General features: G+C 71.2%; 16 protein-coding genes. 9 read left to right on the top strand and 7 right to left on the bottom strand.

Going from position 1 to position 22,584, the window contains the following annotated elements; translation table 11 throughout:
• The first annotated feature begins 88 nt into the window (after positions 1 to 88).
• Positions 89 to 1,633: an MFS transporter gene (locus ACPXBU_RS16005; protein WP_425758622.1), complete on the top strand. Its 1,545-nt coding sequence runs from the start codon at positions 89 to 91 to the stop codon at positions 1,631 to 1,633.
• 80 nt (positions 1,634 to 1,713) lie between these two features.
• Here the strand turns inward: ACPXBU_RS16005 and ACPXBU_RS16010 are convergent, their stop codons facing one another.
• Positions 1,714 to 1,842 (bottom strand): hypothetical protein, encoded by a 129-nt coding sequence (locus ACPXBU_RS16010; protein WP_425758623.1) that lies wholly within the window; start codon positions 1,840 to 1,842, stop codon positions 1,714 to 1,716.
• Between the two features lie 409 nt (positions 1,843 to 2,251).
• On the opposite strand from ACPXBU_RS16010, the gene ACPXBU_RS16015 reads away from it, so the two are divergent.
• Positions 2,252 to 3,661: a ricin-type beta-trefoil lectin domain protein gene (locus tag ACPXBU_RS16015; protein WP_425758624.1), complete on the top strand. Its 1,410-nt coding sequence runs from the start codon at positions 2,252 to 2,254 to the stop codon at positions 3,659 to 3,661.
• A gap of 225 nt (positions 3,662 to 3,886) precedes the next feature.
• Here the strand turns inward: ACPXBU_RS16015 and ACPXBU_RS16020 are convergent, their stop codons facing one another.
• Positions 3,887 to 4,369 (bottom strand): GNAT family N-acetyltransferase, encoded by a 483-nt coding sequence (locus tag ACPXBU_RS16020; RefSeq protein ID WP_425758625.1) that lies wholly within the window; start codon positions 4,367 to 4,369, stop codon positions 3,887 to 3,889.
• 323 nt (positions 4,370 to 4,692) lie between these two features.
• On the opposite strand from ACPXBU_RS16020, the gene ACPXBU_RS16025 reads away from it, so the two are divergent.
• The 6 genes from ACPXBU_RS16025 (at position 4,693) to ACPXBU_RS16050 (ending at position 10,699) form a co-directional block, all read left to right on the top strand.
• A complete protein-coding gene (locus ACPXBU_RS16025) occupies positions 4,693 to 5,991 on the top strand; it encodes a carbohydrate-binding protein (protein WP_425758626.1) in 1,299 nt (432 codons plus the stop codon).
• 116 nt (positions 5,992 to 6,107) lie between these two features.
• A complete protein-coding gene (locus tag ACPXBU_RS16030; protein ID WP_393361792.1) occupies positions 6,108 to 6,650 on the top strand; it encodes an RNA polymerase sigma factor in 543 nt (180 codons plus the stop codon).
• Positions 6,647 to 7,474: a hypothetical protein gene (locus ACPXBU_RS16035; protein ID WP_425758627.1), complete on the top strand. Its 828-nt coding sequence runs from the start codon at positions 6,647 to 6,649 to the stop codon at positions 7,472 to 7,474. Before ACPXBU_RS16030 ends, ACPXBU_RS16035 begins: the two co-directional genes overlap by 4 nt.
• Positions 7,471 to 8,355 carry an ABC transporter ATP-binding protein gene (locus tag ACPXBU_RS16040; RefSeq protein ID WP_425758628.1) on the top strand — a complete coding sequence of 295 codons (885 nt, stop codon included), beginning with the start codon at positions 7,471 to 7,473 and terminating at the stop codon, positions 8,353 to 8,355. The genes ACPXBU_RS16035 and ACPXBU_RS16040 overlap by 4 nt, the downstream gene beginning before the upstream one ends.
• Positions 8,352 to 9,953, top strand: a complete 1,602-nt coding sequence (locus tag ACPXBU_RS16045; protein ID WP_425758629.1) for a hypothetical protein — start codon at positions 8,352 to 8,354, stop codon at positions 9,951 to 9,953. The genes ACPXBU_RS16040 and ACPXBU_RS16045 overlap by 4 nt, the downstream gene beginning before the upstream one ends.
• Positions 9,950 to 10,699: a hypothetical protein gene (locus tag ACPXBU_RS16050; RefSeq protein WP_425758630.1), complete on the top strand. Its 750-nt coding sequence runs from the start codon at positions 9,950 to 9,952 to the stop codon at positions 10,697 to 10,699. Before ACPXBU_RS16045 ends, ACPXBU_RS16050 begins: the two co-directional genes overlap by 4 nt.
• A 71-nt stretch (positions 10,700 to 10,770) precedes the next feature.
• Here ACPXBU_RS16050 and ACPXBU_RS16055 read toward each other — a convergent pair whose 3' ends face one another.
• The 5 genes from ACPXBU_RS16055 to ACPXBU_RS16075 all read right to left on the bottom strand — a co-directional run bounded on the left by ACPXBU_RS16055 (position 10,771) and on the right by ACPXBU_RS16075 (position 21,533).
• Positions 10,771 to 16,956, bottom strand: coding sequence for a S8 family serine peptidase (locus ACPXBU_RS16055; RefSeq protein WP_425758631.1), 6,186 nt, complete (start codon positions 16,954 to 16,956; stop codon positions 10,771 to 10,773).
• A 14-nt stretch (positions 16,957 to 16,970) separates the two neighbouring features.
• Positions 16,971 to 17,123, bottom strand: a complete 153-nt coding sequence (locus tag ACPXBU_RS16060) for a hypothetical protein (protein ID WP_425758632.1) — start codon at positions 17,121 to 17,123, stop codon at positions 16,971 to 16,973.
• An 81-nt stretch (positions 17,124 to 17,204) separates the two neighbouring features.
• Positions 17,205 to 20,159 (bottom strand): ATP-binding protein, encoded by a 2,955-nt coding sequence (locus ACPXBU_RS16065; protein ID WP_425758633.1) that lies wholly within the window; start codon positions 20,157 to 20,159, stop codon positions 17,205 to 17,207.
• A gap of 130 nt (positions 20,160 to 20,289) precedes the next feature.
• Complete coding sequence (locus tag ACPXBU_RS16070; RefSeq protein WP_425758634.1) at positions 20,290 to 20,769, bottom strand: hypothetical protein; 480 nt, start codon at positions 20,767 to 20,769, stop codon at positions 20,290 to 20,292.
• A complete protein-coding gene (locus ACPXBU_RS16075; protein ID WP_425758635.1) occupies positions 20,766 to 21,533 on the bottom strand; it encodes an SDR family oxidoreductase in 768 nt (255 codons plus the stop codon). The genes ACPXBU_RS16070 and ACPXBU_RS16075 overlap by 4 nt, the downstream gene beginning before the upstream one ends.
• 228 nt (positions 21,534 to 21,761) lie before the next feature.
• Here ACPXBU_RS16075 and ACPXBU_RS16080 point away from each other — a divergent pair, with 228 nt between their 5' ends.
• The gene (locus ACPXBU_RS16080; RefSeq protein WP_425758636.1) at positions 21,762 to 22,577 is read left to right on the top strand and encodes an NAD-dependent epimerase/dehydratase family protein; all 816 of its coding nucleotides are present in this window, start codon (positions 21,762 to 21,764) and stop codon (positions 22,575 to 22,577) included.
• Positions 22,578 to 22,584: the final 7 nt, after the last annotated feature.

The raw sequence follows: 22,584 nt of genomic DNA on the forward strand, positions 1-22,584 counted from the left end.
CGCCCCGGTGCGCCCGCGATGCCGCCTGCCCCGGGAGCAGCCAACAGTGAACAGTCAGCAACAGAATGGGACAGCAGGCCGAGACGCGTTGCCCGAGACGACCACCGCCGCCACGGCCTCGCCGCCGGAGCAGGCGGCGGCATACCCTCGTTTCTTCAAGCTCGGAATCGCCGGCGCGCTGTTCGGCATGTTCCTCGGCATGATGGACAGCTACATCGTCGCCACCGCGCTGCCGAGCATCGTCGGCGACCTCGGCGGACTCACGTCGATGACCTGGATCATCACCTCCTACGCGCTGGCGATCGCCGCCTCCACGCAGGTCTGGGGCAAACTCAGCGACCTCTACAACCGCAAGACCATGTTCCTGCTGTCGGTGGCGGTCTTCCTGGCCGGCTCCATGCTGTGCGGCCTGGCCCAGAGCATGAGCGAGCTCATCGCCTTCCGGGCGTTGCAGGGCGTCGGCGCGGGCGGCCTGCTGGTCGGCGCGATGGCGATGGTGCAGGCGCTCCTGCCGCCCAGGGAGTCCACCCGGATCTCCAGCTGGACGGGACTGCTGCTGGGCATCGCGCTCATCGCCGGCCCGCTCGTCGGCGGCGTCATCACCAGTTCGCTCAGCTGGCACTGGATCTTCTACGTCAACGTCCCGTTCGGACTGCTCTGCCTGCTCGGCACGGTCATCGGGGTCAACGTCCCGATGCGGCCGAAGGCGGCCAGGGTGCGCATCGACTACCTCGGCACGGTGCTGCTCACCGCAGCGGTGGTCTGCCTCACCCTGGTCACCGGCTGGGCCGGCACGACGTACGCGTGGGGCTCCCCGCTGATCATTGGGCTGACCGCGGTGGTGGTCGTCGCCACGGCCGCGTTCGTCTACGTCGAGCGTCGCGCACCCGAGCCGCTGGTGCCGTTCCGGATGTTCGGCACCCGCAACTTCTCGCTCGCCCAGGTGCTCGGCTTCGCGTTCAACGTGACGATGGTCGCGACCGTCAACTTCCTACCGCAGTACTTCCAGAGCGCCCGCGGCGTCGACCCGATCAAGAGCGGCTTCCTGCTGATCCCGATGATGGTCGGCATGGTGGTGGTCATGAACCGCAGCTCCGCCTACATCCGTCGGACCGGCCGCTACCGGATCCTGCCGATCATCGGCGGCGCCGGGGTCGTGGTCGGCATGCTGCTGGTGCTCCTGCTCGGGCCGGACACCAACCCGATGCTCGCCTCCCTGGTCGGAATCCCGCTGGGTATCGGGCTCGGCTGCCTCATCCAGAACACGATCCTGATCACCCGAATGAGCGTGGAGCCGCGCGACATCGGTGCCGCCATGGGCATGGGCTCGCTGACCCGCACCATGGGCAGCGGCATCGGCGCGGCACTCTTCGGGGCGCTCTACCTCGGCGCCCTGACCAACACCCTGACCGACAGACTCGGCTCGGCCGACCTACTCGCCTCGGGCAGCACCCGACTGGACCCAGAGAAACTCCACTCGATGGCCCCGGCGGTGCGGGCGGCCTGGTCCGCTGCCGTGACCCACGGCCTGCACATCGTGGCCATCGGCACCGCGGTGGCCGGCGCCGTCGCGCTGCTGTCCGCGTCCTTCATCCGCGAGGTGCCGCTGGTCGACAATCGGCCGACCCGGTAGGACCGCCGAGAGACTGGCACTCGTCGAGCGACACGCCTATCACCGCCCGGAACCCGAGCCGGCCGGACGGTCGCGTGGTGCTATCTGTTGCGCGAGCGCAGAAACAGGATGACGACGATGGCGACCGCGACGAGGACGAAGAAGCCGATCATGACCGGTGGGGAGACCGGCGACTTCGGGCCGCCGACCACGGCGAGGTTGTCCAGCATGTCGGCCTCCGTCCAATGAGGAGGTACGCGTCGGGACCACCCCTTCCCGAAAGGCGTGACGCGTAACCCCGGTCCGGTGCGGGTAGGGCCGCGTACCTCTCGCCGGTGTCCCCTCGGGGTCGCGATACGCACCCCGGCCTCCCGATCCGTAACAGGCCCGAAACTACCGGTTGAGAATCCTGGAACTTTCTGCCAGCCTGAGAGCCATCGATAAATGTGAACGTTAACGCCAGCGATCGAGGTTTCAGCTCAATCCGTCGGAGGATCAGCAAGACCTCCCCGGATCCGTCCCGCCGAGCGGACCGACCACTGTGGCGCAGATTTCCGGAACGGCTGCGGTAATTCTGCTCCGGGCGGGCAGGCTCGGCACCGGACGACGCCCACCCCCCATCACCAGGAGGTACCCACCGTGCGAGGACCCGCACACCAGCCCCCACCCGCGGCCGACCGAGTGTCCCAGCGGCTTCGCGGACGGCTGTTCAAGCTCGCCGCCGCCGGGATCGCCGCCGCGGTCGGGATGTTCACCCTGACGGTGACGACCGGATCGGCATCGGCCGCCGACAACCCGTACCAGCGAGGCCCGGACCCCACCCGGACCAGCGTCACCGCCGTCAACGGCCCCTTCGCCAACACGTCGGTGAGCGTCCCGACCGGTTTCGGCTTCAACGGCGGCCGGATCTACTACCCGACCGACACCAGCCAGGGCACCTTCGGGGCCATCGCGATCTCGCCGGGTTACACCGCGTTGTTCTCCGCCGAACTGGCCTGGATGGGCCCGTGGCTGGCCTCCCACGGCTTCGTCGTGATCGGCATCGAGACCAACAGCCGTAACGACTTCGACACGGCCCGGGGCACCCAGTTGCTCGCCGCGCTCGACTACCTGACCCAGCAGAGCCCGGTACGCGACCGGGTCGACCCCACCCGGTTGGCGGTCGCCGGCCACTCCATGGGCGGCGGTGGCGCGCTGAGCGCAGCCATCCGACGCCCGTCCCTGAAGGCAGTGGTCGGCATCGCGCCGTACTCGCCGTCGTCGAACCTGGCCAACGACCGGGTGCCCACCATGATCTTCGCTGGGCAGTCGGACACGGTGGTCACCCCGTCCTACGCCACCGGCCTGTACAACAGCCTCCCGACCACGACGGAGAGCGTCTACGTGGAGGTCGCCGGCGCGGACCACGGGTTCATGGTCGGACGGTCCAACCCGGTGATGGTCCGAACCATGCTGCCGTTCGTCAAGATGTTCGTCGACAACGACGCCCGGTACAGCCAGTTCCTCTGCCCGCTGCTGGACTCCAGCGGCGTGGTCACCTACCGCAGCACCTGCCCGTTGCTGCCCTCGACGCCGACCAGCCCGACGGCGACCCCCACCAATACGCCGACACCGACCGCGTCGCCCACGGCGTCGCCCACCGCTTCGCCCACCGTCCCGCCCAGCTCCGCCAACGAGATCGTCGGGACGCAGTCCGGCCGGTGCGTCGACGTACCCAACGCCTCACACAACAACGGCACCCGGGTCCAGCTCTGGGGCTGCAACAAGCAGACGAACCAGGCATGGACCTACACCGCAGGCAAACAACTACAGGTGTACGGCAACATGTGCCTGGACGCGGCGGGCTCCGGCAACGGCGCGGCGGTCCAGATCTACGGCTGCCACGGCCAGACCAACCAACAGTGGAACGTCAACTCCAACGGCACCATCAGCAACGTCCAGTCCGGACGGTGCCTGGACGTCTGGAGCACGGCCAACGGAGCCCAGATCCAGCTGTACGACTGCCACGGACAGACCAACCAGCAGTTCCGGCTCGCGCCCCTCGCGTAAGGATCGCGGCCGGACCGAACCGGGCGGGCTCGGCGTCACGCCGGGCCCGCCCGGATTGAGGCCTGTTTCATAAGGGCGGTCGAGCCGAGGCGGAGTCCGGGCGGCGATCCGGCAAGGCGCGGTTTCGTCCGGATACCGGTGTCGTATCCGGACGAAACCGCAACGCCGCCGGTCGTCGTCCGGGCCCGCCGCAGGCCGGCCAGTTCTTATGAAACAGGCCTTAGCTCAGAGTTCCCGGTAGTAGACGGCGATCGGCAGCGGGGTGCAACCAAGTGCTTCGTACAGGGCTCGGGCGGGCGCATGGAATCCGTCCCCGCCCGTGCCGATCGTGACGACCTCGGCACCGAGTTCCCGCATCGCGGCGAACGCGTGCTCGCACAGCACGGTGCCCGCGCCGAGCCGGCGGTGCTGCGTGGACACGGCGAGGATCGTGACGCTGGCGTTTCGGCGCTCGGGTTCTCCTGCCCAGGCCACGTAGCCGGCGACGACACCGTCGGTCTCGGCGACCGCGACGTACCGGTGCTCGGCGGGGTCGTGGAGCCCGCCGACCTGCTTGACGTAGTCCTCGCGCCACGCGCCGTGCTGGTTGGCGAAAACCGCCTCGCCCACGAGAGGGCGGAAGGAATCCTCGTAGAACGGCCCGAACGTCTCGATTGTCAGTTCGGTGAGCCGGGCAAGGTCATGCGGAAGGAACGAGCGGATGCGCATGTGGGTGTGCCTCTCGAGCTGAGGTTCTGAAAGCCAACAAAACGGGCATCAGATGGCCAGCTAGCGGCCGGAACGGCGGCAAGCCGACCCTCAGCGGCGGGTACGCCAGGCGGCGAAGCACATCATGGCGAAATCCTACGGGTCGTTCTCGGTACGGCAGGAGCACGGCGACCCCGCCGCCAGGCCCCCACTTCCCCGGATCTGTAAACAACCCTTGATATTAAAGGTTACAAACGTCAATATGTGGAGGTCGCGGGTCGTCGAAGCCTGGGGAGTGAGCCATTAGGAGCCGTCGGATTTTCGCAGTGGTGGCCGGGGCGGCGATGACCGTCACGGCCGCGGTCGCCTTCGTCCCCAGCAGCGTGGCAGCCGTGTCCTCGGCCAACGCCGTCCCGATGGTCGCCTGCACCTCCCCGGCCTGGGCCGAGGGCACCACCTACCAGACGGGTGCCCAGGTCACCTACGGCGGCCGGCTCTACCAGGCACTTGTCGGCCACACCGCGCACCCCGGAGCCGGCTGGAACCCCGCCGCGACCCCGTCGCTGTGGCGTGACCTGGGCGCGTGCTCGGGAAGCACTCCGCCGCCCACCACGCCACCGCCGACCACCACGCCCCCCACCACGGCGCCCCCCACCACGCCGCCACCCACCACGCCGCCGCCGACCGGTGGGACCTGCGCGGTGAAGTCGCGCCCCACCGGCAAGGTGTTGCAGGGCTACTGGGAGAACTGGGACGGCGCCTCCAACGGCGTACACCCCGGCCTCGGCTGGATCCCGATCACCGACAGCCGGCTCAACCAGCACGGCTACAACGTCATCAACGCGGCGTTCCCGGTGATCCGCGCGGACGGCACGGTCCTCTGGGAGAACGGCATGGACGCCGGCGTGAAGGTGGCCACTCCGGCCGAGATGTGCCAGGCCAAGGCGGCCGGCGCCACCATCCTGATGTCGATCGGCGGAGCCGCCGCGGGCATCGACCTGAGTTCCACCGCGGTCGCCGACCGGTTCGTCGCGACGATCGTGCCCATCCTGACGGCCTACCACTTCGACGGCATCGACATCGACATCGAGACCGGCCTGACCGGCAGCGGCAATATCAACACCCTGTCGACGTCGCAGGCGAACCTGATCCGGATCATCGACGGCGTGCTGGCCCGGATGCCGTCGAACTTCGGTCTGACCATGGCACCGGAGACGGCCTACGTCACCGGCGGCAGCGTGGTCTACGGCTCTATCTGGGGCTCGTACCTGCCGATCATCAAGAAGTACGTGGACAACGGCCGGCTCTGGTGGCTGAACATGCAGTACTACAACGGCAGCATGTACGGCTGCGCGGGCGACTCGTACCCGGCGGGCACCGTGCAGGGCTTCACGGTGCAGACGCATTGCCTCAACAACGGACTCACCATCCAGGGCACCACCATCCGCGTGCCGTACGACAAGCAGGTCCCGGGCCTGCCCGCGCAGATCGGGGCGGGCGGGGGTCACCTGTCGACGTCGCTCGTCACGCAGGCCTGGAACTCCGTGCCCGGGCTCAAGGGTTTGATGACCTGGTCGGCGAACTGGGACGGGTCGAAGGGGTGGACCTTCGGCGACAACGTGAAGCGCCTGCAGGGCCGCTGACGGGCGACGGCGCCGGGCCTACCGTCGGCCGGTCTGCCGGCCGGCGCGGGCCCGGCGCCCCGGGAGGTCGTGCCAGGATGGCGAACCGAAACCCGGTGTCGCTGCGATAGGTAGGCATGACCGCCCAGGACGACGCCGCACTCCTGGCCCTGACCGCGGGCGGCGACCGGAACGCGTTCGAGGCGTTCTATCGCCGGCACGCGCCGTGGCTGCGCCTGCGTCTGTGCTACCGCTGCGCCGACGACGCCCTCGTCGACGACGTCGTGCAGGAGACGTTCCTCGCCGTGTGGACCGGCGCCGCGGCAACGTTCCGGCCCCGCGACACCGACGCTGCCGCCTGGCTGTGGAGGATCGGGTCCCGCCGGCTCATCGACGCGCTGCGTCGCCGCACGTCCCGCGACCGGCTCGGCCGGCTACTGGCCCGCCTGCGCGGCCGAGACGAGTCGTCCGCCGAGGAGCAGGTGCTGATCGGTCTCGAGCACGGCGACCTCGGCGGCGCCCTCGCCCGCCTCTCCCCGGAGCTACGCGCGGTCATCCGCGCCACAGTCCTCGACGGCCTCTCCACCGCCGAGGCCGCCGTCCTGCTCGGCATCCCCGCCGGCACCGTCAAGACGCGGGCGATGCGTGCCCGCCGGCAGTTGCGAGAGGAGTTGGCATGACCTGGCATCTGCTCGACGAGGACCTCCGCGCCTACGGCAGGCGTACCCTTGCCGCCCCTGCCCTGTGGTCCACGGAGGCGCACCTGGCCGGGTGCGGTGAGTGCCGCGAACGCCTCGCCGCCGCCGCGACCGTCGACCTGGGGTGGGCGATCGACGGAGGCTGGGCCCGCCTCGACGCCGCCCTGGACGCGCCGCGGCCGGGGCCCGTCGAACGGTTGATGATCGCGGTCGGCGTGCCCGACCACACCGCGCGGCTGCTCGCGGCGACGCCGGCGCTGCGGCTGTCGTGGCTGTTGGCGATCGCGGTCACGGCCGCGTTGACGGCGACGATCGCCGTGTTGACCGACCCGGTCGTGTTCCTCGCGGTCGCCCCGCTGTTGCCGCTGGTCGCGGTCGCGATGTCCTTCGCGCCCGGCATCGACCCCACCTACGAGATCGCGGTGGTCGCTCCGATCCGCTCGTTCCGGTTACTGCTGTTGCGGTGCCTCGCGGTCCTGTCCGCGACCACCGCGCTGTCCGCCGTGGCCAGTCTCTTCATCTACGAGTACGGGCTGCGCGCGACCGGTTGGTTCCTGCCGTCGCTCGCCCTGACCGTGCTGTCACTGCTGCTCTCGGCCCGGATCGGCGCGGGACCGGCCGCTGTCGTCGTCGGCGTCGGCTGGGCGGCGGTGGTCGCCGCCACCTTCGGCGACCGGCTCGTCTTCACGGTGGCCGGGCAGGTGGGCGTCGCGATCGTCGGCGGGATCGCCGCCGTGGCGCTGTCCCGCCAGCGCGGCACCTACGACCGCTACCACGTTCCGAACCTGACGAGGAGGGTTTCATGACTGCCGTTGAGGCAGACGGTCTGACGCTGCGGTACGGGCGCGCCATCGCGCTCGACGACGTGTCGTTCACACTGCGCACCGGGGTGACCGGGTTGCTCGGCCCCAACGGCGCGGGCAAGACGACGCTGCTGCGGATCGTCGCGACCGCACTGTCGGCCGACGGCGGAACGCTGCGGGTCTTCGGCCACGACCCGAGCACACCACCCGGGCGGCTCGCGGTCCGGCGTCTGCTGGGCTACCTGCCGCAGGACCCGGGCTTCCACCCGTCGTTCACCGCGTTCGAGTTCGTCGACTACGTCGCGATCCTCAAGGAGCTCACCCACCGGACGGCACGGCACACCGAGGTCGCCCGGGTGCTCTCCGCCGTCGGCCTCGACGACCGACGGCGATCCCGGATCCGGACCCTGTCCGGCGGCATGAGGCAACGGCTCGCGCTGGCAGCGGCCCTGGTCGGCGACCCGGACCTCGTCATCCTCGACGAACCGACCGTCGGCCTCGACCCGGAGCAGCGGCTGCGGTTCCGGGAGCTGATCGCGGACCTCGGCGAGCGCAAGACGGTGCTGCTCTCCACGCATCAGACCGAGGACGTCATGTCGCTGTGCCAGGAGGTGGTCGTCCTCGACCGGGGCCGGGTGCGGTTCGAGGGCACCCCGGCCGAGCTGGCCGGGCTGGCCAGCGGCCGGGTGTGGACGAGCGCGGCGCGACAGGCAGGGGCGTTGGCGTCGTGGCGGACGGGCACGGGGCTGCACCGGCACGTCGGCGACCCGCCACCCGGGGCCGCGCTTGTGGAGCCGTCGATCGAGGACGGCTACCTGACGCTCGTCGGCACCGGCACCGGCACCGGCACCGAGGCGTCGGCGGTCGCGGGCGGCGCGCGATGACGGCAACCCTGACGGTGGCCACGCCGGTCCGCCCAACGCCGTCGTCCACGCGCGGGCGGCGACGAGCGCTCCTCGCCCTCGCCCGGTTCGAGTCGGTCCGGATGCTGCGACACCCGCTCACCCTCGCGGCCCCGCTGCTGTTCCTCGGCCCGTGGCTGTGGGGCTGGCTGTCCGGCTCGGCGAACCGGTATCCGGTGCTCCCCGACGAGCTGATCACCATCCAGCTGCTCGCGTTGCCGATCCTCGGCGGGTCGGCGCTGATCGTGGCGAACCTCGTCACGCTACGGGCGCACCGGCACAAGGTCGACGCGTCCTACGACGTGCTGGTGCTGCCGCCGGCCTGGCGGGTCGGCGGGTTCCTGCTGGCGCTGCTGCCGCTGGCCGGCCTCAGCCTGCTGCTCGTCGGCGTCCGGGTCGGAGTGTCCGCGGCGCTGCCGGGCGCGGCCGGGTCGGTCGACGTCGCCACGTTGCTGACCCCGTCGGCGCTAACCCTGCTCCTCGGCGCGGTCGGGGTGCTCTCCGGCGTCCTGATCCGCTCCCTGCTGATCGCCCCGCTGCTCGTCCTGCTCATCCTCGTGTTGGAGTTCACGGCGATCATCGTGACCCTCGTCGGGTCCGGCTGGCGGTTCCTGCTTCCGGTCTACATCAGTGAGTTCCCCGTCCCGGTACCCGCCGGCGTCTCCGAGCGGCCCGCGGCCCGGCACCTCGCGTATCTGATCGGGATCACCGTGCTGCTCGTCGCGGCCGTGCTGGCCCGGGCCAACGCGCGTCGGTCGGTCGTCGCGGCCGGGCTCGCCGTCGGGCTGATCCTCACCGTCGGCGGTGGGGTGACCCAGTCGCTACCCGACCCGGGCATGGCGGCGGCCCGTGCGACAGTCGCAGACCGGCCGGCGAGCATCCAGTCGTGCGTCAGGCGCGGCGACGTCACCTACTGCTACTTCGACGGGTTCGACGGGTTCGTTCCCGGGTGGGAGTCGGTGGTCACCTCCGTCCGCGCGGTCGTGCCGGACAGCGCCGCCTCGTCCGGGCCACCGCTCGCGGTGCGGCAGCGGGCCCTCACCGAGGAGATCTCCGCCGGAAGCGCCGGGTCCGTCGCCGAGGCCATGCAGGCGGTGGCCGCTTGGAAGGTCGAGGACGCGGCGGCGGGCACCCCGGAGGCGGTCCGGGTCGACACCGCGTGGGGCGACGATCGGGCAGCCGCCGCCCTGGCCGCCGAGGTTGCCTACCGGCTGATGGCCGCGAAGGCGTACGACGGGGGGAACTTCCTCTGCGGGGCACGGGCGGCGCTCCTGGTGTGGCTGGTCGGGCGGGCGTCGCCGACCACTCTGGCCGGGATGCGGTCACTGGACGAGACGAGCACCGGTGCGCTCGTCTTCAGCGACGTATCGGGCCTGTACAGCATCTGGGCACCCGACCGGGCGGCGGCACCGGCGTTGGAGTTGCTGGAACGGCAGTCCGACGAGGTGCCACCACTCGTCGAGCGGCACTGGGCCGAGCTGACCGCGCCCGACACACCGTTGGAGCGCTTCGGTGCCATCTTCGGGGTGCCGGTGCAGCCGCTCGCCCCGGACGCCGAGGCGCTGCCGTGCGTCCCGTGAGCGACGTGCCCGCCGTCGGCGCGTCGGGGCAGACCGGCACCGCGTCCACGCTGCGGCGGGGCGGGCGACTGCGGACGGTGGCGGCGCTGCTCTGGCCGACGCTGCGGGCGACGCGGATCTCGCCGCTGCTGGCGGCCGGCGTCGTCGGTGTGGCGATCGTGACCCCACCTGCCGTGACCGGGTCGCTCCTGCCCCCCGACAACCACATCACGTTGCTGCGGTTGGTGCTGGCCTGCGTCGGCCTCGGCGTCACGTTCGTCCTCGACGACCCGGCGAAGCCGACCACGGAGACCCTGCCGGTCCCGGCCTGGCTCGGCGCGCTGCTACGAGCGGTCCCCGCCGCGGTCGTCGGCGCTGCGTGCTGGGCGGCGGCGCTGCTGGTGACACGGTCCGGGCCGGCGACGGCGTCGCTGCCGTACGCGGACCTGACCCGCGAGGCCGCGACAGTCGCGGCGGTCGCGTTCCTCGCGTCGGCGGTCGGCTGGCGACGGTCGCCGCGCGGGATCGGCAGTCCACTCGCCGCCCCGATGCTGCTGCTCGCGATGACGGTGGTGGCGCTGCTGCCGATCTCGGCGGCCCTACTCGTCGGCGCGGGCGACGGCTGGGACGCGGCCCACGACCGCTGGATGTGGCTCCTGGCGGGGACACTGTTGGCGACCGCCGGGGTGCTCACCGCCCGCCGGCGGCGCGGGCGCGACCCAAGGATCGGGAGACGCCTCCGGAGCCAGGGCCGGATCGTCGAGTAGCGGTCAGAGCCTCCCCGAAATGCCGTTCCGGGGAGGCTCTGACCACTGTTGGCGGGACAGGTTCGGCTAGCTCACAGGCGCGGGTCCTGCTGGACCTTGAGGGCGTTGAGGATCGGATCGTGCTCGCCCTTGTCGCGGCGAAGCTCGATCGTCAGATCGCCACCGGCGTGCTCGACGATGGCCGCGTTGGTGTCCGCGGTCAGCGCACCCACGGTCGCCTGCACGTCGTGGTCGTAGAGCACGACCTTGCCGTCGGCCAGCACATCGAAGGCACGCTTGCCGGCCTTGACCTTCTCGATCTCCGCGAAGCCGAGGGCGATGCGGTACGTGCCGGCGGGGGCGTTCTTGAACACGTAGCTGAACGTCTCGCCGGTCCGCTGGGTGCGGAACAACGCGTCGTCCTCGGTGCCGGCGATGTCGGCCCTTGTGCTGCGCGCCTTGCCGCCGACGTAGCCCCACGCCCGCGAGCCGAGCTGCTGGTCGGGCGCCCAGAAGAAGCCGTCGGAATCGACGTACCCCGACCCGCCCGCGTCGACGCCCTTCCAGTAGGCGGACGTCGCCAGGCGGACCGGCTTGAGCTGGGCCTCGCCCTTGCCGGCGTTCGATGCCACGAGCACGTCCCCGACGAGCACGCCGGGCTTGATGCCGGCGTTGTCGGCCGTCACCGTGACCGTGGTGGACGTGCCGGCCGCGAGCGTGACCGTGCCGGTCGCGGCCGCGCCCGTGAGGGCCAGCCAGGGAAGGTCGGCGGCCTCGTGTCCGCCGTCGCTCGTGCGATTCTGCTCGCTGAGCCGCACGTCGAGCGGGGCGGAGCCGGTGTTGGTGACCGTCACGTCGGCCGTCGCCTTCTGGTTCTTGTCCAGGAGCCAGTCGAGGTCAGCTCCGGTGACCGTGGCGATGCCCGTGGTCAGCGCCGTGTCGACCACCTCGGCCTGGTCCTTCTTCGTGATGGTCACGGGGTGGCTGGCGGTGACGTAGTTCGGCGCCTCGATCTGCACCGTGTTCTCGCCGACAAGCGCCTGGGCCTTCCACCGGCCCTTCACGTCGGTCGTGATGACCCGTTCCCCGTTCGGCCCCCTGAGCGTGACGATCGCGCCCTCGATCGGCTTGCGGTCGTTCGCGTCGGTGACCGTGCCCTCGATCGTGCCGGCCGCCGGGAGGGTGTACTCCAGCCCCTGGCCGGCCTTCAGGACGGGCTGGTTGAAGGAGTACTGGCTCACGGGGTTACGCGTCAGGCTCTCCAGGCCGACCGTCGCCGACGACCCTCGGGTGAGGGGGTTGTCGCCGCCGACGCCGTCGCCGTACCCGATCTGGATCCGTCCGTCGGCGATCAGGGTGACCGAGAAGCTCACCCGAGCCGTCCGGTCGTTGTAGAAGGCGACGTTGCGCCACTCGACGACCTGCGCCGCCAGCCCGTCCACCTGGGTCGTGCCGTAGTAGATGCCCGCCTCGTCGTCGACGATGAGGTCGTCCCAGAGCGGATAGATCGCGTCGATCGGGTACGGCGACGGCAGTGCCGTGTTGTTCCCCTGCGTGCTGGCCCGGTCGAAGGTCAGCGTGCCGTTCGTCGTCACGCACACGCCGTCCCAGGCCGTGTCGTAGAACGGGGCCAGGAAGCTGGAGTCGAACCACAGCGGGCCGCAGAGGTCGTCGCCGTGCCACCCGGACTCCTCGGTGCCCTGGCGGTAGAGCCCGTCGGTCACCTTCATCGAGTACGAACGGCCGGCCGGGGCCACCGGCACGGGGCCCGGCTCCGGCTGCTCCGGCTGGGGCTCCGGCTCCACCGCGTCCGAACGCGGGTCGAGCGTCACCCGCAGCGCGGCGACCGTCGGGGCCTTCAGTCCCTTCGCGCCCCGCAGCTCCACGGTCAGCGGACCGCCCTCGTGCCGCACCACAGCGGTACGCCAGTCGGCGGTGTTCGGCCCGACGACCGCGGCCGCGTCGTACGCGTACTCCGCCAGCGATCCGTCCACGACGACGTCGAACACCCGCTTGCCCCTGGCCGCCTTCTCGATCTCGGCGAACCCGAGATCGATCGCGTAGGTGCCCTTTGGCGCGTCGGGGAAGCGGTAGAACAACCCCTTCTCGTGCGTGGTGCGCTGCGACTGGAACAGGGCGTCGTCAGTCGTACCGTTGATGGCGGCCTTCGTGGCGGCGACCTTCGTCTTTCCCTCGTAGCCCCACGCCTTCTTACCGGCGGCCTGGTCGGCGGACCAGGTGTAGCCGGAGCCGTCGGTGAACGACGGGCCACCGGCGTTGACGCCGACCTGGTACTTCGTGGTCGTGAGCGTCACCGGGACGTAGGTCTTGGACTGGCGTCCAGAGTCGGACCGCACCACGATGTTCGCGCCGAGGGCTCCGGGCTTGGCGCCCTTCGAGGAGATGGAGACCTTGACGGTCGTCGACTCGCCCGGGGCGAGGGTGCCGCCGGTCGAGGAGAGCGACAGCCACGGCAGGTCGGTGACCAGGTCGTCCTCGACGTCGACGAGCACGACGTCGTCGGCGACCTGGTCCACCGCCCACAGCGCACCCGTCGAGTCGGTTTCGAGGCCGCCGCCCTGGCCCGCCTTCTGGCCGGGGAACCACCACGCGTTCACAAGCGAGCAGTCGTCCGGGTCGACCTGCAACAGTCGGGTGGGCCGGTTCGAGGTGAGGTCGGTGTACCAGATGGTGTCGGACGCCTGGTTGTACGCCAGGCCCATCACCTCGGGCAGCGGCGGCGCGCAGAAGGACAGCAGCGCACCCGGCTTGTCGTGCGACGTCCCGGCGACGGTGCCGATCATGCCGTTCTTCCGGCCGCCGACGTAGAACACGTCCCGCGTCGGGTTGTAGGCGAGCCCGGTCAGTTGCAGCGTGGACCAGTCACCCTTGACCTGCCGGGTCTCCTTCCCGGTGTCCCGGTCGAAGCAGTGGATGTAGCTGGCCGGGCTGTCCTCCATCTGGCACATGTCACCGGTCTTGGTGTCGAGCGCCATGTCGAACGCCCGGTACGCGGGGTTCCACGACGCGTCGAAGACCTTCCCGGTCGGCTTACCCGTCACCGTGTAGGCGGTGTTGGTCCGCTTGTTGTAGTCGTGGACCCAGACGTCGCCGTCGTAGCCGACGCCGGAGGGCTCCTTCTCCTCGATCGTGCCGGGGATGCCGATCCGGGTGATGACGTCGCCGCCGGAGGTCGCGCCGACCTTGGCGGCCGCCTGTGCCTCGGCGGCCTTCGCGGTCGCCGCCTTGCCGTCGACGTTCGACGGCTTCATGCCGCTCGCGCCGCTCTTCCACGCGGTGAGGTCGATCGTGCTGGCCGCGCCCTTCCCGGTGCGCGAGGTGGCGCCGGCGGCGTCGAGGTCGGGGTGGCGCGCGGCCTCCCCCAGGGTGTACGTGAGGGGGGCGGAGCCGTTGTTGGTGAGCGTCAGTGAGCCCACACCGCTCTGGTCGGTGCCCATCAGCGCGTTGAGGCCGTCGGCCTTCAGGCCGGCGGCGCCCGTGGTCAGCCGGGCGTCGATCGTGGCGCTCGCGTAGAGCTTGTCGAGGGAGAAGGGGTACGCCGCGGTCGTGTAGTTCGGCGCGTCGACGGTCATCGTGTAGTCGCCGACGGGGAGTTGGCGGTGCACGACGCCGGTCCCGTTCGTCGTGACGGTCTCGACGAGCCCCTGCTTGTCGGTGAAGGCGACCTTGGCCCCGGCCAGCGGCAGCGCGTCGTTCGCGTCGACGACAGTCGCGTCGAGGTATCCGAAGTCGGGCAGGTCGTAGGTGACGATCATCCCGTCCCGCAGCACCGGGGCGCTGTCGGAGAACCGGATGCCGTCGACGCCGGCCCAGCCCTGGATGCCGGTGACGGCGTGCGCGCCGGCGGTCACCGGGTCGTCGGTCCCGACGCCGTCGCCGTAGCCGAAGATCACGGTGCCGGAGCGGGTGAGCGTGGCCGAGTAGCTGACCGGCTCGGTGTTCTCCAACCGGTCCGGATAGGCCCAGAGCTTGGCGTCGCGGAACTCGACGACGAACGCGTCCTCACCGTTGACCTTGGTGGCCGCCGTGAAGACTCCCCCGCCCGGAGCGAACTCGACGGGGGTCTGGACGTAGAACGGGAAGACGCCCGCACCGCCGCTGCCGGGTCCGGTGCTGGTGTCCGGGGAGATCACGCCACGCAGGCTGATGCCGAGGGTGTCGTGGCTGCCGTTGTAGAGCGCGATCGGGAACGGCAGCTTCACCGTCGCCCACACACCGCTCGTGTACGCGACCGGGTCGGTGCCACGCAGGTATTCACCGTCGGAGACGGCGCAGCGGTAACCGCCCTCGTCGACGACGAGCCCGACGGGGATCTCGCGTGACTCGTTCTGCGCGCCGACGGTCAGTGGGAGCGTCGTGGGCGAGAAGCAGGCGTTGGGCTTGACGGTGAGCGTGTACCCGCCCTCGGGGACGGCGCTGATCGTGAACGCACCGTTGGCGTCGGTGCGGACCGGCTTCAGCGGCGTGTCCGTGAGGGAGACGTCGGCGTTCGGCACGGGCCGCTTCTTCTCGTCGACGACCGTGCCGCTGATGTCGTGCCTCGCGGCGGCCGTGAGCGGCAGCGTGACGGGGGTGTCCTGGCCGAGGGTGATCGTGACGTTCGCGGTCGCGGTCAGGTAGCCGAAGACCCTGGTGCTGAGCTGGTAGTCGCCGACCGGGAGGTTCGTGGTGAACCGGCCGTCCTTGTCGGTGCCGATCGACCGGCTGAACGGTCCGCTGATCGTCACGTCGGCGGCGGGGACCGGAGCGCCGTTGGCGGTGACGACGCCGGTGAGGGTGCCGCCCTTGCGGGGCGCGAGTTCGAGCAGGCGGACGAGGTCGAGCCGGCCCTCGCCGAACTTGTTGTTGACCTCGGCGGTGCCGCCGCACTCGGTGTCGTCGACGTCGACGGCCGACTCCCCGAGCAGGCGGCGGGTTTCCTCGACCTGCCCGATGAGGGTCGGGTCGTAGCTCCACAGCGCCGCGACGGCGCCGGCGACGTGGGGGGCCGCCATCGAGGTGCCGGACATCTCGACGTAGCCGTTGCCCGGGTAGGACGAACGGACACCGTCGCCCGGAGCGGAGATCTCGGGCTTGATCCGGCCACCCTCGCCCTCGCCCTTGCGGGAGAACAACGCGAGCGTGCCGTCCGACCTGGTGGCGCCGACGGAGTAGGCGCTCTCGGCGGAGCCGGGCGAGGAGACGGTGTCGCAGTCCGCGTACGGGCTGGTGTTGCCCGACGACCAGACGCTGAAGATGCCCGCGGCGCTCCAGGCGTCGTCGATGGCCTGGAAGAAGTCGTTGAAGCTGTGCTCTTCGGTCTGGCCCCACGAGTTGTTGATGACGTGGGGGCGCTTGGACGGGTCGGGGTTGTTGCCGTGGACGTCGGTCGGGGCGAGCAGCCACCAGCCGGACCGGAGCAGCGACTCGACGCCGGTGCTGTCGCAGCAGCCGTTCGTCGCGATCCACCGCGCGTCCGGGGCGACCCCGACGTGGTTGGTGCCGTCGTCGCCGACCATGGTGCCCATGGTGTGCGTGCCGTGGCCGTTGTCGTCACACGGCGCGTCCGCGCACGTGCCCCGGGTCGCCATCCAGTTGTAGTTGTGGTCGACCGTGCCGTCGGGCTTCGTGCCGCGGTACGAGGGCAGCAGGGCGGGGTGGTCGAACTGGACGCCCGAGTCGAGGTTGGACACGGTGATGCCCGCGCCGGTGGCGCCCATGGCCCAGGCCTCGGGGGCATGGATGGCGTCCAGACCCCACGTCGAGGTGCCTGCCTCGGCGGCGGCCTTCGGGGCGGGGCGGGCTTCCTGGTCGGCCGGGCTCTTCTCCTCGACCGGCTTGACCAGCGCGACCTGCGGCGTCGCGTGGATCTCGGCGACCTGCGCCTTGGCGGCCACGGTGAGGGCGAGCTTCTCGTTGCCGCCCTTGACGAGCACGGTGTTGGCGATCGGGTACGAGGTGTACGTGACGCCGGCCCGGTCGAGTTCGGTGGAGACGGAGGCCAGCGAGTTCTTCGCGGCGGCGGTCAGCGCGTCGTAGACGAACTGACCGCGAGCGGTCCAGTCGGTGATCTTCTTCGTCGGCGCGAGGTCGGCCCTGGTGTCGAACGTGATCCAGAAGTCGGACTTCGGCTCCGCGCGGAAGCGGTCCTTGAGGTTCGAGGCGATCTTGTTGGCGGGGGCGCCGGGATCCGGCTCGGCGGCGGACGCCTGTGGTGCCTGGATCAGGCTCAGGCCGACCGCTGCGGCAAGCGAAGCCGCGAGGGCTTTGAGTTTCATGGGAGTCCTTCGACCTACAGGGGTTGGTAGGGATCGTGGTTCTTGCGGTCGTCGGCACCGTCGGCGTCATGGGCGTCGGGGGCGCTGGCGCGCGGCTCGCGGGGCGGCTCGGGTTTCGGTGGGTCCTCGATGGCGGCGTCGTCACGCGCGACGTGTCGCTCAGGCACGCATTGCCCAGTGGCTATGGATCACGAAGCCATGCTCGGGGTGGACGAGCGGCCGTCGCTATCCAGCGGATACGTCAATTTTCACGACGGGACGTCGAGGGAGTCCTCTTCGGCGAACACTCCGGCCTCCACCGCCTTGACCGCCAGCGCGGTCCGGGAGGTCACCTTCAACTTGCGCATCGCCGCACGGAGCTGCTGATCCACCGTGGCCGGTGACTTGGCCAGGATCCGGCTGATCTCCCGGTTGGTCTTGCCGGCGACGACAAGTTGGACCACGTCGAGCTCACGCGGTGAGAGCTGGTCGCCGTACCCTCGTCGACCGCCGCGCCACAGTCGCGGAACCTCGGCGCCGTGTTCGCGAAGTCGCTGCGCGACCCGGTCCGCGTCGCCGCGGGCACCGAGCCGGAACAGGTGCTCGTACTGTGCGGCCAGCAGCTCCCGGCCCTGCTCGACCTGGCCGTGCGCGATGAGCGCCTCGGCCTGACGCTCGCGGGCGAGCATGGCGTCGTAGGGGCGCGGCAACGCGCTCCAGGCGCGCGCCGCCCGATCGAATGCCGTCGCCGCGCGGGCGTGATCTCCGCTCGCGGCGAGCAGCAGGGCACGGCACACGGCGAGCGCGGCGCGGGGCGCGGGCGCCGTACGGCCACGCAGCCCCCTGGCGAGCTGGTCGCCCAGGCGGGTCGCGGTCCTGAGGTCGCCCTGGGCGAGGTGCGCCTCGATCTGGGCGGGGACCAGGTCCGTCGCCCAGATCCAGATGCCCTTCCTCCGGACGGTGTCCATCGGCTCGTTGGTGACCTGTAGAGCCCGGCCGCTGTTTCCGTCCGTCAGCCACAGCCGGGCCAGCGCGGCGGCGGCCTCCATCGTGTCGTCGGCCGCGCCGAGACGGGCGGACTCCTCGAGGACCAGGCGGAACTGCTCCTCCGCGGCACGCCGCCGTCCGGCCGCGGCCGCCAGCCGGGCCGCGAGCCGGATGCTGCCGAGGTAGTGCGCCGGCCGGTCCCGGTCGGCGTCGGCGAGTGCCGCGCTCTGCTCGGCGAGACCCTCCCACCGGCCGGTGAGCCACGCCAGGTTGGCCTGTTCGAGTCGGACGTTGAGTTGCAACCGGGACGCCTGCTCGGTCTCGGCGAGGTGCATGGCCACGGCGAGGTGCGTGTCCGCGTCGGCGTACCGGCCCCAGATCACCGCGCCGGTCCCGACGTTCGCGTGGATGCGCGCCACGTCGAGACGCTCCGCCGAGGTCGCGCCGTCGACGGGCAGGCCGGCGACGACGTCCCAGGCCTCCTCCTCGCCGAGCATGAGCAACGCCGCGGCCCGGTTGCCGGCCAGGTTCAGCCGCTCCGCGGGAGAGGCGAACTCGGTGGTGAGCTCGGCGGCGCGATCCAGCCAACGCCTGTGGGTCGACGCCGGCCACGGCCCCGCGTAGGCCCAGCCGAGGTAGGTCATCGCCCGGGCCGCCTCGACCGGGTCGTGGTCGAGGTTGGCCACCGCCTGCTCGAGCTCGCTGAGCGCCGCCTGCGCCTCACCCGCCGTGATCAGGAGCCGACCCAGGGGGTTGCGGATCTCGGCCTGCTGGCGGGCGGAGAGACCGGGGGTCTCCAACACCGCGCGCAGGGTACGGATCACCCGGTGGTGGACCTGGTCGACAGGTTCGCGACGGCCCAGTGCGGCAACCGCGGCGATGCGCGCCACCCGCGCCCGATCCGGCGGCGGCAACACGGCCCACGACAACAGTTCGACAAGCATGTCGACGGCCTTGGTGTGGTCGCCCGACGCCACCGCCAACTCGGCGCCCTGCTCGGCGTACCGCGCCCAGGACGGCGTCTCGCCCGCCGCGCGGAAGTGGTGGGCGAGGCGTGCGACAGGCGGCGGGTGGACGTGCTCCAGGGCGCGGCCGGCCAGCAGGTGGAAGTGCCTGCGGTCGGTCAACGGGATCGCCTCGTAGACGGCCGTGGCGGCCAGCACGTGCCGGAATCGCCACTCGCCGCGGTCGTCCGCGTCCAGGACACCGGCGTCGGCCGCTTCCGTGATGGCGCCTCGACACTCGGCGGGTGACAGGCCGGCGGTCACCGCGATCGCGGCCACCGACGACCGCTCAGCCAACGTGGCCGCGGCCCGCAACACCTGCTGCGCCGGCGGCGACAGACGACCCACCCGTTCCCGGGTGGAGTCGCGCACCGTTGGCGGCACCCGTAGCTCGCGCAACTTCAGCCGGACCCACTGCCCGTCGCGGAAGACGAGGTCGGCGCGGTCGTACATGAGGCGGACCGACTCCTCCAGCGCCAGCGGGAGGCCACCGGTCCGCTCGTGCAGGAACGTCGCGAACTCCTGCGAGATCGGGTTGCGGTCCAGCATTGAGGACACCAGCGCCGCGGTGTCGTCGGGTCGCATCGGCGCCAGGGCGATCCTCAGCTGGGTCACACCGGCGGGCAACCGGGACGTCAGCCGCAACAACAGCGATCCGTCGTCCACCTCCTCCGGCCGGTAGGAGACCACGAGGCTCGGCCCGTCCGTCTGCTGCCGGGAGGTGACGAACAGCAGGAACTCCAACGTCATCTCGTCGGCCCAGTGGGCGTCCTCGAGCACGAGAACGTCGACACGCAGGGCCCGCAGCAGCTCGTCCAGGGCGCGGAACAGACGATGCCGCGCCGCCTTCGCGTCGTCCAGGGGCGGCAGTGCGGGCGGCAGGTCCGTGGACCACTCCGGGAACAGGGGCCGCAACGCACCCGCGAGCGCGCTGAGCGGCAGTCGCGACACCGGGTCGTCGATCCCACGGAACGCGTCGACGATCGGCCCCAACGTCAGCGACTCGCGAAGCGGTGGGCACACCGACACCAGGGCGCTGCGCCGGTCGGACGCCGCCAACCACTCCCGCAGCAGTCGGCTCTTGCCGATCCCCGCCTCGCCCTCCACCAGCACGATCGCCGGTGGCCGGGCCAGGGCGCCCCGGAGCGCCGCCATCTCCCGAGCACGGCCCACGAAATCCGGTGTGGAGACCGTCGGCGCGGTCCCGTTGTCCTCGGGCGAGGGGTCGAGCATGCGTGATGATCTCGCTTTTCGCTGCTCGGGCGCAAGTGCCGGCGGCGGCCCGCGTAGCGGGATCCTCGGGCAGAGCGGAGCGGTCGCCGCCGATCTGGTGGGCGCCGAGCGCCGTCCACCCGGCGCTGCCTCAGTCGGTCCGTCGCTGACGGTGCCGGCGATGCCTGGCGTCTCGGATGAGCGTCAGGGCGATGACGACTAGACCGAGCAGGGCGACGACGGCGTTGGCGGTCGTGAGGAACACCGCCTCGCCGGGGCTGGCGTGGCCGAGGTGAGTCACATGGAAGAAGAAGTGCGGTATGGCGAAGGTGGAGAATGCCGCCGCCGCGGGGATGACGAATGCGGTTCGAGGCGCGACGAGCGCGATGCCCAGGACGACGGCCAGGCCGAGGGTGGCGCCGCCGAAGTCCCGCGCGTAGTGGTCACTGAACGGCGGGGTGAGGGTGACGGTCGGGAAGTTGTGGTAGAAGCTCTCGGGGAAGAACTGGTTCCAGAACCCGACTACGAGTTCGTCGAGGAAGAGGACGGCCAGGGCGATCCGGATCAGCATGGTCAGCCCGGAGCCCCGTCCGTCCGGTGCGGCGGGGACGGGTGACCGACCTTCGTTCATCCGGGCCGCCCGGTGGTCCTCAATGCCGCGGGGGTGGCCAGCCACGTGTCGAAGGTCTGTGTGCCCCGAGGGCCGGGGCCGGTGGGCAGCAGACCGCCTCCGGCCATGGCCCGACCAGTGGCTCCCGGCAGTCGGATGGGCAGGACAACGCGGTGACGTCCGCGGACGCGGAGCAGGCGGCGGGCCATATCCGACAGGCGTAGCTGTTGCGGACCAGCGATGTCGGGGACTCGCCCTGCCGGGTCCGCCAGGGCGAGGTCGACGAGACAGTGGGCGACCTCGTGGGCCGCGATCGGCTGGATGCGCATCTGGGGCACCACTGCGATCGGGCCGGGAACGGAGGCGAGCATCTGCGCGGCAAACTCGTGGAACTGCGTCGAGCGGAGCACCGTCGCGGGTACCGCACCGTCGAGGACGAGCCTCTCCTGTATTCGTTTGCCCGCGTAGTAACCCCAGTTCACCCGGTCGACGCCGACAACCGACAGTGCCACGTGGTGCCGCACCCCGACGCGCTGGCCGGCGGCGAGGAGGTTACCTGTCGCCGTACCGAAGAAGGTCTCCGACTTCTTCCGGTTGACCGTCGACACGTTGCTGACGTCGATCACGACAGGTGTGCCGGTCAGGGCTTCGTCCAACCCGGAACCGCGGATCAGGTCCACGCCTGTGGAACGGGCGAGGATGACCGGCTCGTGGCCGGCGGCCCGTACGGCGTCGACGACGAGACGTCCGACGCCGCCGGTCCCACCGGCTACCGCGATACGCACCGAACTGCCTCCCGATTCGCGTTCGCCGCGACGCCGCAGGGGTACGTCGCCCCGCGCCGCCCGCCGGGGGGTAGGGGATCGACCGCTGGGCTGACACTGTTGTTCTACCTCCCGGATACTCCCCGGTAGGGCCCAAACTGGGCAGCGGACCCCTAACGGGTGTGGCCCCGACGATGCATGCGGAGCCATCGCCGCTCATTCCGACCGAACTGACGGAGAGACACAGTCATGCGTATCGTTCTCGCCGGTTCGACAGGCGTCATTGGTCGCCGGCTCGAGCCGCTCCTGACCGCCCAGGGGCATGAGGTCATCGGGTTGTCCCGCACCGGCCCGGTCGCCGTCGACGTGCTCGACCGGGACGCGGTGGCGGCAGCCGTCCGCGACGCTCGGCCGGACGTGGTGATGCACCAGCTGACAAGCCTGAACAACCGCGACCTCGCCGCCAATTCGCGGCTGCGTCGGGTCGGGACCCGCAACCTGGTCGACGCGGCGCTCGCCGCCGGGGTACGCCGGATCGTGGCACAGAGCATCGCCTGGGCGTACGAGCCGGGCGCCGAGCCCGCGACCGAGACGACCGCGCTCGACCTCGACGCCGCCGAGCCGCGGCAGACCACCGTGGCAGGAGTCGCCGCGCTCGAATCCGCCGTCGCGGAGGCGCCCGAGTGGGTCGTGCTGCGGTACGGCACCCTCTACGGGCCGGACACCTGGTACGCCCGCGATGGCCTGATGGCCCAGCTCGCCGCCGCCGGCCGGGTCCCCGCCGATGCGAACGTCAGTAGCCTGCTGCACATCGACGACGCCGCCACCGCCGCGGTCGCCGCTCTGGAGTGGCCCGGCGGTGTGGTGAACGTCTGCGACGACGAGCCCGCCGCGGCCTCGGAGTGGGTGCCCGCGTTCTGCGCGGCGGCCGGAGTCCCGGCACCCGCGGTGACCGTGGGCGAGCGGCAGGGCTGGGCGCGGGGAGCGAGCAACCGGTTCGCGCGCACGCGCCTCGGCTGGGCCCCGAGCTGTCCCTCCTGGCGAGAGGGATTCGCCACCGTGTGAGCGGTAG

Origin of the sequence: Micromonospora sp. DT231 (genome assembly GCF_049847025.1) — a bacterium.
GTDB lineage: Bacteria > Actinomycetota > Actinomycetes > Mycobacteriales > Micromonosporaceae > Micromonospora.

Excerpts from the sequence above, each read along its gene's own strand:
- ACPXBU_RS16035 (WP_425758627.1), top strand. The coding sequence starts at position 6,647 with ATGACCTGGCATCTGCTCGACGAGGACCTCCGCGCCTACGGCAGGCGT.
- ACPXBU_RS16065 (WP_425758633.1), bottom strand. The coding sequence starts at position 20,159 with ATGCTCGACCCCTCGCCCGAGGACAACGGGACCGCGCCGACGGTCTCC.
- ACPXBU_RS16080 (WP_425758636.1), top strand. The coding sequence starts at position 21,762 with ATGCGTATCGTTCTCGCCGGTTCGACAGGCGTCATTGGTCGCCGGCTC.
- ACPXBU_RS16010 (WP_425758623.1), bottom strand. The coding sequence starts at position 1,842 with ATGCTGGACAACCTCGCCGTGGTCGGCGGCCCGAAGTCGCCGGTCTCC.
- ACPXBU_RS16030 (WP_393361792.1), top strand. The coding sequence starts at position 6,108 with ATGACCGCCCAGGACGACGCCGCACTCCTGGCCCTGACCGCGGGCGGC.
- ACPXBU_RS16025 (WP_425758626.1), top strand. The coding sequence starts at position 4,693 with ATGACCGTCACGGCCGCGGTCGCCTTCGTCCCCAGCAGCGTGGCAGCC.
- ACPXBU_RS16045 (WP_425758629.1), top strand. The coding sequence starts at position 8,352 with ATGACGGCAACCCTGACGGTGGCCACGCCGGTCCGCCCAACGCCGTCG.
- ACPXBU_RS16040 (WP_425758628.1), top strand. The coding sequence starts at position 7,471 with ATGACTGCCGTTGAGGCAGACGGTCTGACGCTGCGGTACGGGCGCGCC.
- ACPXBU_RS16070 (WP_425758634.1), bottom strand. The coding sequence starts at position 20,769 with ATGAACGAAGGTCGGTCACCCGTCCCCGCCGCACCGGACGGACGGGGC.
- ACPXBU_RS16020 (WP_425758625.1), bottom strand. The coding sequence starts at position 4,369 with ATGCGCATCCGCTCGTTCCTTCCGCATGACCTTGCCCGGCTCACCGAA.
- ACPXBU_RS16055 (WP_425758631.1), bottom strand. The coding sequence starts at position 16,956 with ATGAAACTCAAAGCCCTCGCGGCTTCGCTTGCCGCAGCGGTCGGCCTG.